The following is a 14,667-nucleotide window of genomic DNA, read 5'->3' on the forward strand; positions in this document are numbered from 1 at the left end:
GCTTTTCTAGAAATACCCTTGTTGTTTACGTTTTTCCATGGCTGCCTCAGATCGTTTATCATCAATACGCGCTCCACGCTCTGAAATAGTAGAATCTCTAATTTCTTCTACTACTTTAGAAATTGTTGAAGCATCCGATAAAACAGCTGCCGTACAACTCATATCTCCCACAGTTCTAAAACGAACCATTTCTTCAATTACTTCTTCATTATCATCTCTATAAACAACTTCATCTTCTGCAGACCAAATCATACCATCTCTTAAAAACACTTTACGTTTATGAGCGAAATAGATAGAAGGAATTTCTATATTTTCTCTTTCTATATAAGACCAAACATCTAGTTCTGTCCAGTTTGATATAGGAAACACACGTACATTTTGTCCGTGCTCTATATCGCCATTCAACATATCGAATAACTCTGGACGTTGGTTTTTCTCATCCCATTGACCAAAATCATCACGAACAGAAAAAATACGTTCTTTTGCTCTTGCTTTTTCTTCATCACGACGAGCACCACCAATACAAGCATCAAATTTAAACTCTTCAATAGCATCTAAAAGTGTCGTTGTTTGCAACATATTTCTACTTGCATAACGACCAGATTCTTCTTTAACTTTTCCTTCATCAATAGAATCTTGAACATTTCTAACAATCAATTCTAAACCTAATTCTTTACATAAACGATCTCTGAATTCGATGGTCTCAGGAAAGTTATGCCCTGTATCTATATGCATTAAAGGAAACGGTACTTTTGCTGGATAAAATGCTTTAACAGCTAATCTTACCAAAGTAATAGAATCTTTTCCTCCTGAAAATAACAACACTGGTTTTTCAAACTGTGCAGCTACTTCTCTCATAATGTATATAGCTTCGTTTTCTAGCGAATTTATATGCGATGTATCTTTGTTCATAATAAGCCCCTCCTAACCTCCCGAAGGGGAGGAATTCTTACTCGGGTATAGTAAGAATATTGTTGTTTTAATTTTATTTTATAACTACAACGTTTGTGAAACCTTGCAGGACACTTACTTTTTACTTATTTAAGCGTGTAAACCACACTCTCTGTTTTCTAATGCTTTTGTTGGGTCGAAATATTTAAATTCGTTTGGCAACTTATTTTCTTCTAAATACGTATCTAATTTTTCATCAGACCAAAAGTAAAAAGGGCTTACTTTTAAAACCCCATCTTTACTGAGGCTAAAAATACCAATACTATTTCTAAAAGCCGTTTGTCCTTGACGTAAATTTGTGAACCAAACTTTAGGTTTGTGCTCATCCATAGCGCGTTTAAAAGGCTCTAACTTTACTTGTTCTGTAAACAAAGCGTGTTCTGGAGCATCTACACTTGGAATTCCCATAACCACATCTCTATGAGACGCTGTTTGCTTTGGCACATATAAAAACACGTTCAAGTCTAAATCTTTTATAATTTGTTCTGCATGTCTGTAAGTCTGAGGTGTATTATAACCTGTATCACACCAAATTACAGATGTTTTAGCCTTTACAGAATTAACAGCATGTAAAATCGCTGCTTCGTATGGTCTAAAATTTGTTGTTACTACAGCTTCATTACTAAGTTCGAACGCTTTCTGAATAATTTCAGAAGGTGACGCTTTTTCAAAGCTTTTATTTAATACTTCTATTTGATTTTCTGTAAACATCTCTTTCTTATTATTTACCCCATTTAACAACATTCCAAGCGCGCTCATGGAAAAAATACAAAATCAATTTTGTTATAAAATCTACAGAAGCTATAGAGGCAGCGAGTGTAATATCTTGTGCTAAAACAAAAGAAACAGCCAAGGTATCTAAGGTACCTACAACTCTCCAACTAAGTGCTTTCGCTACACTTCTGATTGGTTTCTCACCAACACTATCTTCTTTATATGTAGACTTTTCTTTGTTTTTTAATAACATTTGCGCTATCATTTGTCGTTGTATTATATTAATCCTATCAATTTAGTAGGGAATACAAAATTAAAACTTTTTAGCACATAAAAAAGATAATTAACAACTTTTTTGAATAATGGAACATTTTAAGGGTAAACTGAAGAAAATAAATTAAAAAATCTATTTATTTTAAGAAATTCTCAACTTTTATGTAGCAGATAAATCGGCTAGCGTTGTGTTTCTAAATACTTTAAGTGTACTATCTCTTACTTGTATCATGAGTTTATTAACGCTACATAGATGCTCATTAGGACAATCATCGCACTTTTCATAAAAATTTAAACTCACACAAGGCACCATAGCAATAGGACCTTCAAGTACACGCATCACTTCAGTCATTAAAATTTCTGAAGGCTCTTTTCTTAAATAATAACCACCGTGTTTTCCTTTCTTTGACCCTAAAATTCCTGCTTTTCTTAAGGTAAGTAATATACTTTCTAAAAATTTTTGTGGTATTTGTTCGCTTTTAGCAATTTCGCCAACTTGTACAGGCGAATCTCCTTCACTTCTAGCAATAAATGTAAGTGCTTTTAATCCGTATTTTGTTTTTTTAGATAGCATGGTGCTAATATATAATTATTTTAATTATATCCACTCAATAAGAACTTCAGACATAATGCATCAACCAAATAAAAAGCCTCATGATATCATATACTTAAAGCCTGCTCTAAATCTTGAATGATATCATCTACATGCTCTAACCCAACGGACACTCTAACTAAACCATCAGTAATATTAACTGCCAATCTGCTTTCTTCTCCTAAACTATGGTGTGTTGTAGATGCTGGATGTGTTACAATGGTTCTAGTATCGCCTAAATTAGCTGATAACGAACACATTTTAATGGCATTTAAAAACTTGCGTCCAGCTTCTATGCCTCCTTTTACTTCGAAAGCCACAATATTACCACCTAATTTCATTTGCTTTTTAGCAACTTCATACTGCGGATGTGATTTTAAAAAAGGATATTTTACCCAATTCACATGAGCATGAGATTCTAAAAACTCAGCGACTTTTAAAGCATTTTCACAATGTCTATCAACTCTTACAGATAATGTTTCTAAACTTTTAGATAACGTCCATGCATTAAATGGCGATAATGCTGGCCCTGTATTTCTTGCAAATAAATAAATCTCTCGAATTAAATCTGCACGACCAACGGTAACACCCCCTAAAACACGTCCTTGCCCATCCATTAATTTGGTTGCAGAATGTATGACCAAATGCGCACCATATTTTATAGGTTGTTGTAAATAAGGTGTTGCAAAGCAATTATCTATAATTAAAATTAGATTATGCTTTTTAGCAATGTCTCCTAACAATTCTAAATCGATGATATCGATTGCTGGATTTGTTGGCGACTCGGCATATAAAATTTTTGTTTTTGGGGTAATAAAACTTTCTATGGTTTCTGGTTCGTTAATATCAAAATAACTGGTTGTAATACCCCATTTTGGTAAAAACTTAGTAAACATAGAATGTGTTGAGCCAAAAACTGAACGTGCTGACACAATATGATCGCCACTTTCTAGCAATGCTGCAAATGTTGAAAAAATAGCTGCCATACCAGTTGCAAAGGCATAACCTGCTTCGGCACCTTCCATTTTACAAACCTTTTCTACAAATTCAGAAGTATTAGGATTTGTAAAACGACTATAAATATTACGCTCTTTTTCTTCAGTAAACGAAGCGCGCATGTCTTCGGCATCTTCGAAAATAAAACTCGATGTCAAGTATAAAGGACTTGTATGTTCTAAAGATTCTGTACGCTCTAATTGTGTACGAATGGCTTCTGTTTCAAAATTTCTTTTCTCTTTCATTTTCTTCTTTTTTTAGATCTATCAATTTTCAAAAATCTGATAGTTAAATATTTTATAGATTCCTGCCTTCACAGGAATGACAGTTTCAAAGGAAACCTCAAAATTTTATTTTGAGGAATTCTTTTTTAATTGATGTGTTTAGACAACCTTAAAATATCACCAAAAACACCTCTTGCCGTTACTTCTGATCCTGCTCCTGCACCTTGAATAACAATAGGTTGCTCACCATAGCTTTCTGTAAAAATTTCAAAAATAGCATCACTTCCTTTTACATGTCCTAATGTACTATCTTCTGGTACAGATACTAATTTAACTTCTAAAGTTCCTTTGTCTTTTGATAAATCGCCCGATAAATCGCCAACGTATCTTAACACATGCCCTGCTTCTTGATTATCTTTTATTTTTTGAAAGGCATCATCCAATACATCTAATTGTTTTAAAAATTCTGAAACGGAAATATCTCTATACGCTTCTGGAATTAAATTCTGAACTGATACATCTTCAAATTCATTATGCAAATCTAACTCTCTTGCTAAAATTAACAGCTTTCTAGCGACATCATTTCCTGAAAAATCTTCTCTTGGATCGGGTTCTGTAAACCCTTTATCTATGGTTTCCTGTATAATCGCACTAAATGACTTGTCCTGAACCGAAAAATTATTAAATAAATAACTTAAAGTCCCCGAAAACACACCACGTATTCTAGTAATATTTTCTCCTGATTCATGTAATAATTTAATGGTATCAATTAACGGCAAACCTGCTCCAACAGTAGTTTCATATAAATATTGCTTATTATTTTCTTTTAGTTGTTCACGTAAATCTGTGTAAAATTCATGAGAAACCGTATTCGCTATTTTATTAGACGACACCAAATCGAACCCAGCTTCTACAAACGCTATATAATTATCATGAAAATTAGGACTTGCTGTATTATCAACCGCTATTAAGTTTTCTAAATGATTTGTTTTAGCAAATTCTATTACTGCTTCAACTGAACTTTCAAAAGACGAAGTTTGTATCGCTTTATTCCAATTTTCATCAACTCCCTTTTTATTTAAAAGTAGTTTTTTAGAATTGGCAATAGCGAACACATTTAAATTAACTCCTTTTCGTTTTTCAATATCATCTTTCGATTTTAAAATTTGATTGATAAGCGCTCCTCCAACACCTCCATGTCCAAAAACGGCAATGTTTATCTTTTTTGAAATGCCAAAAATCTCACCATGAATTACATTCATAGCTTTATGAAGTTGACTCTTTTTAACTACCAAACTTACATTTTTACCGGTAATGGTATTATTGAATAACAATGGTGTTATTTGATTTTTAATAAGCGCATTAAATGGTTTATGAAATGAACTTAATTCAATACCAATGATGGAAATAACCGATACATCATCAATCACACCAATTTTATTAACATCTTGTGAATAAAAGTCATTTTCAAACTCGCGTTCTAAAGCAATAACAGCTTGAGTTGCTTGGTTTGCATTAATAATAAGTCCTATACCTCTTTCTGAAGATCCTTGAGAAACAATACTTACACTAATATCTTTACTCGCTAAAGCACCAAAAATTCTAGCATCAACACCACTTTTACCTAATAAACCACGCCCTTCTAAATTTAACAACGCCACATTATCTAAAACAGATAAGGAAGTAACCTCTTTAGCATTTGGTTTCGCGGTAATTAATGTACCTTCATCATCGGCATTAAAGGTATTTAAAATACGAAGATTAATATTTTTTTCAACTAAAGGAATAATGGTTTTGGCATGCAAAATTGTCGTTCCAAAATTTGCTAATTCATTGGCTTCACTAAACGACAATTCTCTTATTTTTTTAGCGTCTTCAACTAAATCTGGATTAGCCGTATAAATACCATTTACATGGGTATAATTCTGTAATTCTTCAGCATCTAAATAATTTGCTAAAAGTGCTGCCGTATAATTACTGCCGTTTCTACCCAAAGTAGTGGTTTCATTTTTAGCATTTGAAGCAATAAAACCTGTTACAACATTTATAGCATCGTTACCTTTTTCTTTATAATATTTTTTGACATTATCTTTTGATACTTGCTGAATAGGTTGCGCGTTACCAAAAGCATCATTTGTTTTTATTAACTCTCTAGAATCAACAGCAAACGCTTTTATATTCAAGTTATTTAATAACGCTGAAATGAGTTTAGCCGAAAGCAGTTCACCTTGTGCTAAAATTTCATCTTTTACTTTACTACTATAATCGCCTAATAAACTAACACCTTCAAACAACTTATTTAAAATTGAAAATTCAGTTGAAAAATCAATCGTTTTTAAAGGTTCTATTTGGTAATCTTTAAATGCTTGTAATTCGTCTTTATACGATTTACCTTTTGAAGCTTTCTCTAAAATAGATTCTAAATCATCGGTCGCAGAACCTCTTGCAGAAACCACAACTGTTATTTTATCTCCTTCATTAATCTTATGTTCAATAATTGAAATTACGGTGTTTAAACCGTTTCCGTTTGCTAAAGATTTCCCTCCAAACTTTAATACTTTCATGCGTCTTTTTTTAGAATTTGGCACAAAAATGCCTTCTATAATTTTTTCTAATTGATCGTACTCCATTAAAAAGGCATCGTGCCCGTGTACCGAATTAATTTCATTATAAGTCACATTCGGATTTGTTACTGCCAATTGTTTATGTGTTTGTCTGTTTTCTTCAGCTGTAAAAAACAAATCAGAGTCGACTCCAATAATATGAATGTTACCATGTATGTTTTCTAAAACATTAAAATCGGTTGGTCTGCTTTTAGTAACATCGATGGTTTTTAAAAGCTGATTCATCAATTTATAGGCCGATAACTGAAACCGTTCCTGTAATTTTTTACCGTGATGCAACAACCAACTTTCGACATTAAAAATTTCTAATTCCTCATTTTTTGATCGTTGAAAGCGTTCGTTAAAAGATTCTGGTGTACGGTAACATAACATAGCGTGCATTCTGGCATCATGTACAGGGTTTCTAGAATTTAGCAAAAATTGCTCTTGTATTTGGCAATTAGCTATAAGCCAATCCGTAGATTTCCAATCGGTTGCTACCAATATTAAATGCTCTGTAATATCTGGACTTAATACAGCCATTTCCCAGGCAATTCCACCACCTAAAGAACCTCCTAAAACAGCAAAAAGTGATTTTATTTTTAATTCTTTTAAACCTATTAAAAATATATTTGCAATGTCTCTAGCTACAAAATCTTTGTAATTATCAATCACAAAACCATCAAAACCATTCCCAGGAATATTAAATGATAAAACAGTATAAATGGAGGTGTCAATAACTTTATCTTTGCCAACAACGTCTTTCCACCAGCCATGTTCACCAGCTACCTCGCTATTTCCTGTTAAGGCATGGTTTACTAATACCACAGGTGCTGTACCTATAGGTCTACCAAACACTTGGTAACTTAACTTTATTTCAGTATTAAGCACGTTACTTTCGGTAACGTAATCTTTAATGATGATATGTTGTAATGGGTATTTCAATTTTTTATTTTTCAATTAACACCTGCAAGATTTTTAAAACCTCGCAGGTCTCAACTATTTAAATTTTACTGAATGCTTCTTTTAAATCGGCTTTCAAATCTTCTATATCTTCTATTCCAACTGATAATCGTATTAAATCTTTTGGAGCACCTGCAGCATCTTGTTCTGCATCTGTTAATTGTTGATGCGTTGTACTTGCAGGGTGAATAATTAGTGATTTTGTATCACCTATATTAGCTAATAAAGAAAATAATTTCGAGTTATCGGCAATAGCTTTTGCTGCGTCAAATCCGCCTTTTGCACCAAAAGTAACAATTCCACTTTGTCCTTTTGGCAAATATTTATCAGCTAAATCTTTATACTTGCTAGATGCTAATCCTGGATAATTAACCCAAGCTACTTCATCTTGTTGTTCTAACCATTTTGCCAACTCTAAAGCGTTTGCACTATGCTGTTTTATTCTTACTGGTAAAGTTTCTAAACCCTGAATAATCTGAAAGGCATTAAACGGACTTAAAGCGCCACCAAAATCTCTTAAACCTTCTAAAATCAACTTAAAAGTATAAGCGGCTGCACCTAAAGCTTCACTATACACTAAACCATGGTAACCCGCTGATGGCTCTGTAAATTCTGAGAATTTACCGTTTGTCCAATCAAAGGTTCCTGCATCAATAATAGCGCCACCAAGAGACGTTCCTTGTCCGCCAATATATTTAGTTAACGAGTGTATTACAATATTTGCACCATGCTCAATAGGATTTAATAATGCTGGAGTTGCCACCGTATTATCTACAATAAAAGGAACACCTGCTGCTTTTGCGTGTACCGAAATAGCTTTTAAATCTAACACATCTAATTTAGGGTTCCCTAAAGATTCTACAAAAAACGCTCTCGTATTATCTTGTACTGCTTTTCCAAAATTTTCCGGATTATCGGCATCTACAAAAGTTGTTGTAATTCCTAATCTTGGAAGCGTCACTTTTAATAAATTATATGTTCCACCGTATAAACTACTAGACGCAACAATATGATCGCCTGCTTTTAACAGGGTTAATAATCCCGTTGAAATAGCTGATGTACCTGAAGCAAAAACTACGGCGCCCACACCACCTTCTAAAGCAGCTAAACGCTCTTGTAAAATTTGATTGGTTGGGTTGTTAAGCCTCGTGTATATAAATCCTAATTCTTGTAATGAAAACAAGTTTGCTGCATGTTCAGAATTATTAAAAACATACGATGATGTTTGATAAATAGGAACAGCTCTTGTTCCTCCTGTTGCAGCCGTATCATGACCTGCATGTAATGCGTTTGTTGCGAATTTTTGTGTACTCATTTTTCTAATTTATTTTAGTTAGATTCCCGTATTTTCGAGAATTACAATTTAAAAAGAAACTTCGACATAAAATATCTTAGACTCTTTTTTCCTATTAAACCAAAAGCCAAATGCATCAAAATTTGATGTACTTAATAGAAAAATGTTAAAAAGAATTTTAAAATTACAGTGAAGTAATTTCTTTTGGTTATCTATCCAAATACCAATAAATGAATTGGTAATTTAAGTAGAATTTAGCACCTTCTTTAATAAATTTAAAGGGTTGCTAAGGTTTCACAGGGTCTAATCCCTCCGCCTTTCTTGATAACATTTCAGTAAGTGTTTGAACTTTGTGAATGCAAATATTCGTTCAGAAAAAGTTAATATCCAAATTTTTTGATAGAAATTTTATATTAACTTCATTATTATCGATTATACTTCATCTCATAAAACTTATTTCTAATAACAAGTCCTATTGGTCTATTCTGAATTTTAGACTCTAACCACGAGATAATATCTAAATACAAAAAGGCGCGACTTTGATAAGGATCGTCCTCGTATGTTTTTAATTTTTTGTGAAGCTTAATAAATTCATTTTTAACTTCATTAGGGTAAATATCCCCCAAGCCTCTCAAAAACTTAATAAATTCTTTTTGCACCTCATACAAATCTTCCATTTTAATTAAAAACTTATACGTGCTTCTAATTAAAACATCTAGATTATAATCCAGTCCCGCTTCATAATGTGCTACCAAATTTAATATTCTTGAAAAACACAATAAATCTTCACGCATTTGCAACGATTTATTACTAATTATTTTTTCTAAATAATATATGCACTTTTTGTTTTCACCAGCACCAAAATACATACTAGCAATCTTATAATAAAACACCATAACGTGATGTTCGTCAATACGATTTTGATAATTTTTTAAACGTTCTAGAACCTCATTAATTAAAGGTAAGCCTTCTTCAAAACTTCCTTCAATAAAATGCAAATTGAATTTATTATTATAAATAAACAAGAATGCTAAACTTTCATTATTATCATCAAGAGGAAACCATTTTTCTTTAGTAACTTCTTCTAATCTATTAAGAGAAAATTTAAACTTTTCATGCTGTTTTAAATAAAATAAAGATTCTAGCAAATAATGATTTCCTCTTAAAAAAAAGACTGGATTTAAAACAATCATATCTCTATTTTCATAAAATAAATCCACCCATTTTGAAGCATACTTATAGCATGACAAAAAATCTACGGTTAAAAAGCTATACCATAATCTGGCTTTATAAAGCCACAATTTTTCTCTAAAGCCTAGTTTATTAATATCGTATTTTGGAAGCCTATCATTAAAATATTTTGTTACAACCTGATGCTCTTCATCATTTTTAATGTAACCTGTTTTTAAAAACAACCCATATAACTGTAATGACAAATTTGAAAGTTTACTGGCTAACACGTTTTGCTGACTTAATTCTTTAGCTTGAATTGAAAGTTCATCTGCTCTAGTACTAAGACTTCTTGTAATATATTGGGATTCAATAACTTTTTCAAGCTCTACTATTTCGTATGCCACATTTTTTTCCTCATTTACAATGGCCAAATTTTTGGCTTTATCCAAAATTTTTAAACTTTGCTTATATAAGCCTTTATGATATAAAATGGTTGCAAAATCTAATTGTTCCCTGATTTGAATTCTGATGGTTTGATGCGAAGGGTTTAATCGTAAACTAATTAAAATCTGTTTATACAGATGTGCTTTTAGATTAGATAATTGTTGTTTTTTTACAATCCCTTTTTTTAAAATAGTGACTTCATCATAAACAGAAAGCTTATCTAGAATATTAAATAACGTTAAAAATTTTGAGTCTTCATTAACGCCTAATCTTCCTACATAAAGCTTAAATTGTCTCTTTTCAGATTTAGACAACGACTTTATTAACACAAACAAATTATCTTTTTGCTCTCTTGTCATAGTTATAAAAACAATGTTAATATATTGATTTTCAAAATATTGAATAAGCTAACTCAAAGTTAAACATCGTAATAATTGCGAGTTGAATTCTCTATTTAAGAAACCAAAATATACATTCGTAATACAATAAGAAAATATATTTTAATAAATGTCTGATAATAAGGTCCAAATTTTTGATACAACACTTCGCGATGGCGAACAAGTCCCAGGTTGTAAACTAAATACTGAACAGAAATTAATTATTGCTGAACAGCTTGATAATTTAGGAGTGGATATTATTGAAGCAGGTTTCCCTGTGTCTAGTCCTGGCGATTTTAAATCGGTTGAAGCCATTTCTAAAATTGTAAAACATGCAACGGTTTGTGGTTTAACACGATCTGTTGAAAATGATATAAAAGTAGCAGCTGAAGCTTTAAAATATGCTAAATTACCAAGAATTCATACTGGTATTGGAACATCTGATTCTCATATAAAATTCAAATTTAAATCGACTCAAGACGATGTATTGGAACGTGCTGTTAAAGCGGTAAGTTACGCCAAATCTTTTGTTGAAGATGTTGAGTTTTATGCAGAAGATGCTGGAAGAACTGATAATGAATATTTAGCTCGTGTTTGCGAAGCTGTTATAAAAGCAGGAGCCACTGTTTTAAACATTCCAGATACTACTGGATACTGTTTGCCTCATGAATATGGTGCAAAAATTAAATATTTAAAAGAAAATGTTAAAGGCATTGATAAAGCTATTTTATCTTGTCACTGTCATAACGATTTAGGATTGGCTACAGCTAACTCTATAGAAGGTGTTATTAACGGCGCTAGACAAATTGAATGTACCATTAATGGTATTGGAGAACGCGCAGGAAATACAGCCTTAGAAGAAGTGGTTATGATTTTAAAACAACATCCTTACCTTAACTTAGATACCGGTATAAAAACTGAAATGCTTTATGGCTTAAGTCAATTAGTATCGGAGAGTATGGGTATTTATACGCAGCCAAATAAAGCCATTGTAGGCGCAAATGCATTTGCACATAGTTCTGGGATTCATCAAGATGGGGTAATTAAAAATCGTGAAACATACGAAATTATAGATCCAAAAGATGTTGGCGTAACAGAATCTGCTATTGTATTAACAGCAAGAAGTGGTAGAGCTGCTTTAGCTTACAGAGCTAAAAATGTAGGATACGAATTAACAAAACTTCAATTAGACGAAATTTATACAAGTTTTTTAGATTTTGCTGATAAGAAAAAAGAAGTCGTTGATTCTGATATCCATATAATAATAGAAAACAGCAGGTTATACAAAGAAATTGTTTCCTCTTAATCGAATAAATTAATAGATTTTCTCAAAAATAACTTTATTTAAATTATATTTCCTTCAAAAGAAGGTTTAAACCATTATAAATGAAATTAAATATTGCCGTTTTACCAGGCGATGGTATAGGTCCAGAAGTTACAGCACAAGCCGTTAAGGTTTTGAAAGCTATAGCTATGGAGTTTAACCACGTATTTACTTTCGATTATGGTTTAGTAGGGGCTTCTGCTATAGACAAAACAGGTATTCCGCTACCAGAAGCAACCATTAGCACTTGTGAAAAGGCTGACGCTGTTTTGTTTGGCGCTATTGGAAATACAAAATACGATATCGACCCGAATACTAAAATAAGACCTGAACAAGGCCTTTTAGGACTTCGAAAAACACTTGATCTTTATACAAATATTAGACCTGTTATAGCTTACGAAGATTTGCTTAACAAATCATCTTTAAAGAAAAGCCAAATTAAAGATACCAACATTCTAATTTACAGAGAATTGACAAGTGGTATTTATTTTGGTGAAAAAAAATTAAGCGAAGATGGTAATACCGCTTCTGATATTTGTCAATATACACGCCATGAAATAGAACGTATTGCTCATTTAGCATTTCAAGCGGCGCAATCAAGAAAACGCAAACTAACCTTAGTTGATAAAGCTAATGTTTTAGAAAGCTCACGTCTTTGGCGTAGAATAGTTCAAGAATTAGCACCTCAATATCCAGATGTTAAAGTAACATACATGTATATTGATAATGCCGCCATGGAACTTATTATTAAACCAAGACAATTTGATGTTATTTTAACAGAAAACATGTTTGGAGATATTTTATCTGAAGAAGCCAGTGTTATTGTAGGCTCTATAGGCTTATTAGCATCGGCATCTATTGGTAAAGATCATGCCATGTTTGAGCCCATTCACGGTGCATATACCAAAGCTGCTAATAAAGGTATTGCAAACCCCATAGCTTCTATTTTATCAGCAGCTATGTTACTAGACCATTTTGGTTTAGACGACGAAGCAGCTTTAATACGAGAAGCTGTAGACAAATCGTTAAAATTACATATTACCACACCAGATTTAAATACTAAATACGATAATATAACAACCACCAAAGTTGGCGATTTTATTGAGGATTTTATTAATAATCCTGATGAGACCAACTTAAACTTTACCAATATACATTTAGGACAGTCCACAATTATTTAATTATTTGAGTTAGTCACCAAAAACAAAATTATTGGGATTCCTTTAAAGCGCATTTTTTCAAATGCGCTTTTTTATTTGGGAGTTACCCCGAAAAGGGGTTGGGACTTGTAATTTATCTTGAGCGAAGTCGAAAGGTTATAATCTTTTTGTTCATACCTCTCAAAAAGTATTTTCATTGCAATCTCTAACGAAGAATGAGGAAATTTCTAAATTTCCTCATAAAAACAAGCAAACTTTTACTCAGGAAACTTATCTCGAATCTTATCTAAGCACAAATTATGAATACTACCAACATGGGTATGGTGTTTTGAAGTATCAGGGACATAAGTACCGTCTTGTACTTGTCCGCCTATTTTTTGGTAAGCTTCTCTAAAACTTTGTCCTTCAACAACCAATGTATTTATGTTATCAACAGTAAATAAATATTTATACAAATCGCTATTTACATCGACATCTTTTACAATGATTTGTTGAATGGAATAATTAAAAATATCTAAAATATCTTTTACCTCCTCAAAAGCAGCAATCATATTTTCTTTCAACAACTGAAAATCTCTGTGATAACCACTTGGTAAATTATTCGTTATTAAAATCATTTCGCTTTGCAAGGCTTGTATTTTATTACATTTCCCACGAATAAGCTCAAACACATCAGGATTTTTTTTGTGTGGCATAATGCTACTTCCCGTTGTTAACTCATCTGGAAAGGAAATAAATCCAAAATTCTGACTCATATACAAACAAGCATCCATAGCAAATCGCGCCATAGTATTACATATACCTCCTAAAGCAGCTGCAATAGTACGCTCGTTTTTACCACGACCCATTTGTGCTGCAACCACATTATATTTTAAGGTTGCAAAATTCATTTCTTTGGTTGTTAATTCTCTATCTATTGGAAATGAACTACCATAACCTGCCGCAGAACCTAATGGGTTTTGATCGACAGTTTTAATAGCGGCATCTAACAAATAAACATCGTCTATCATGAGCTCTGCATACGCAGAAAACCATAACCCGAATGATGATGGCATAGCGACTTGTAAGTGTGTATAACCAGGTAAGACTTTGTCTTTATAGGTATCTGCTAAATCTAAAAGCGTGTTAAAAAACGTTTGAGTTTTACTTTTTACAATATTTAAATTTTCTTTATAATATAAATGAAGCGCCACTAAAACCTGATCGTTTCTAGAACGTGCGGTATGAATTTTTTTCCCAACTTCACCTAAAGACTTTGTTAATTCAAATTCGATTTTAGAATGCACATCCTCAAACTGAGGCTCAATAACAAATGTACCGTTATCAATTTGTGCTTCTAAAACTTTTAATCCGCTTAATAATTCAACTAATTCTTCAACAGATAGAATCCCTATTTTTTGAAGCATTTTAGCATGCGCTCTTGATGCTATAACATCGTATTTAGCAATATGTATATCAATTTCTCTATCGTTTCCAACAGTGAATTGTTCTATTTTTTTATCGATTGATATGCCTTTGTCCCAGAGTTTCATTTCGTCGTTTATATTTTTTCATTTCCGCGAAGGCGGAAATCTTTTTA

11 protein-coding genes and 1 riboswitch are annotated in these 14,667 nt (G+C 32.3%); of the genes, 2 read left to right on the forward strand and 9 right to left on the reverse strand.

Going from position 1 to position 14,667, the window contains the following annotated elements:
• Positions 1-6: 6 nt before the first annotated feature.
• The 8 genes from cysD to RHP49_04910 all read right to left on the reverse strand — a co-directional run bounded on the left by cysD (position 7) and on the right by RHP49_04910 (position 10,586).
• Positions 7-912, reverse strand: a complete 906-nt coding sequence (cysD, locus tag RHP49_04875) for a sulfate adenylyltransferase subunit CysD (protein ID WNH13590.1) — start codon at positions 910-912, stop codon at positions 7-9.
• A gap of 129 nt (positions 913-1,041) precedes the next feature.
• A complete protein-coding gene (locus tag RHP49_04880; GenBank protein WNH13591.1) occupies positions 1,042-1,662 on the reverse strand; it encodes a phosphoadenosine phosphosulfate reductase family protein in 621 nt (206 codons plus the stop codon).
• Between the two features lie 10 nt (positions 1,663-1,672).
• On the reverse strand, positions 1,673-1,930 hold the full coding sequence (locus RHP49_04885) for a DUF2061 domain-containing protein (protein ID WNH13592.1): 258 nt from the start codon (positions 1,928-1,930) through the stop codon (positions 1,673-1,675).
• Between the two features lie 168 nt (positions 1,931-2,098).
• Complete coding sequence (locus tag RHP49_04890; protein ID WNH13593.1) at positions 2,099-2,512, reverse strand: Rrf2 family transcriptional regulator; 414 nt, start codon at positions 2,510-2,512, stop codon at positions 2,099-2,101.
• Between the two features lie 86 nt (positions 2,513-2,598).
• Positions 2,599-3,771, reverse strand: a complete 1,173-nt coding sequence (locus RHP49_04895; GenBank protein ID WNH13594.1) for an aminotransferase class I/II-fold pyridoxal phosphate-dependent enzyme — start codon at positions 3,769-3,771, stop codon at positions 2,599-2,601.
• A 125-nt stretch (positions 3,772-3,896) separates the two neighbouring features.
• Positions 3,897-7,298, reverse strand: coding sequence for a bifunctional aspartate kinase/homoserine dehydrogenase I (gene thrA / locus RHP49_04900; protein ID WNH14380.1), 3,402 nt, complete (start codon positions 7,296-7,298; stop codon positions 3,897-3,899).
• A gap of 58 nt (positions 7,299-7,356) precedes the next feature.
• Positions 7,357-8,631, reverse strand: a complete 1,275-nt coding sequence (locus RHP49_04905; protein ID WNH13595.1) for an O-acetylhomoserine aminocarboxypropyltransferase/cysteine synthase — start codon at positions 8,629-8,631, stop codon at positions 7,357-7,359.
• A gap of 184 nt (positions 8,632-8,815) precedes the next feature.
• Positions 8,816-8,941: riboswitch (SAM riboswitch) on the reverse strand.
• A gap of 94 nt (positions 8,942-9,035) precedes the next feature.
• A complete protein-coding gene (locus tag RHP49_04910) occupies positions 9,036-10,586 on the reverse strand; it encodes a hypothetical protein (protein ID WNH13596.1) in 1,551 nt (516 codons plus the stop codon).
• A gap of 148 nt (positions 10,587-10,734) precedes the next feature.
• Here RHP49_04910 and RHP49_04915 point away from each other — a divergent pair, with 148 nt between their 5' ends.
• Positions 10,735-11,910, forward strand: coding sequence for a 2-isopropylmalate synthase (locus tag RHP49_04915; GenBank protein WNH13597.1), 1,176 nt, complete (start codon positions 10,735-10,737; stop codon positions 11,908-11,910).
• An 80-nt stretch (positions 11,911-11,990) separates the two neighbouring features.
• Positions 11,991-13,109 carry a 3-isopropylmalate dehydrogenase gene (leuB, locus tag RHP49_04920; GenBank protein WNH13598.1) on the forward strand — a complete coding sequence of 373 codons (1,119 nt, stop codon included), beginning with the start codon at positions 11,991-11,993 and terminating at the stop codon, positions 13,107-13,109.
• Between the two features lie 236 nt (positions 13,110-13,345).
• On the opposite strand, the gene argH is transcribed toward leuB, so the two are convergent.
• Complete coding sequence (gene argH / locus RHP49_04925) at positions 13,346-14,620, reverse strand: argininosuccinate lyase (GenBank protein WNH13599.1); 1,275 nt, start codon at positions 14,618-14,620, stop codon at positions 13,346-13,348.
• Between the last annotated feature and the right edge of the window lie 47 nt (positions 14,621-14,667).

This window comes from Flavobacteriaceae bacterium HL-DH10, assembly GCA_031826515.1.
In the GTDB taxonomy this organism is placed as follows: Bacteria; Bacteroidota; Bacteroidia; order Flavobacteriales; family Flavobacteriaceae; genus Thalassobellus; species Thalassobellus suaedae.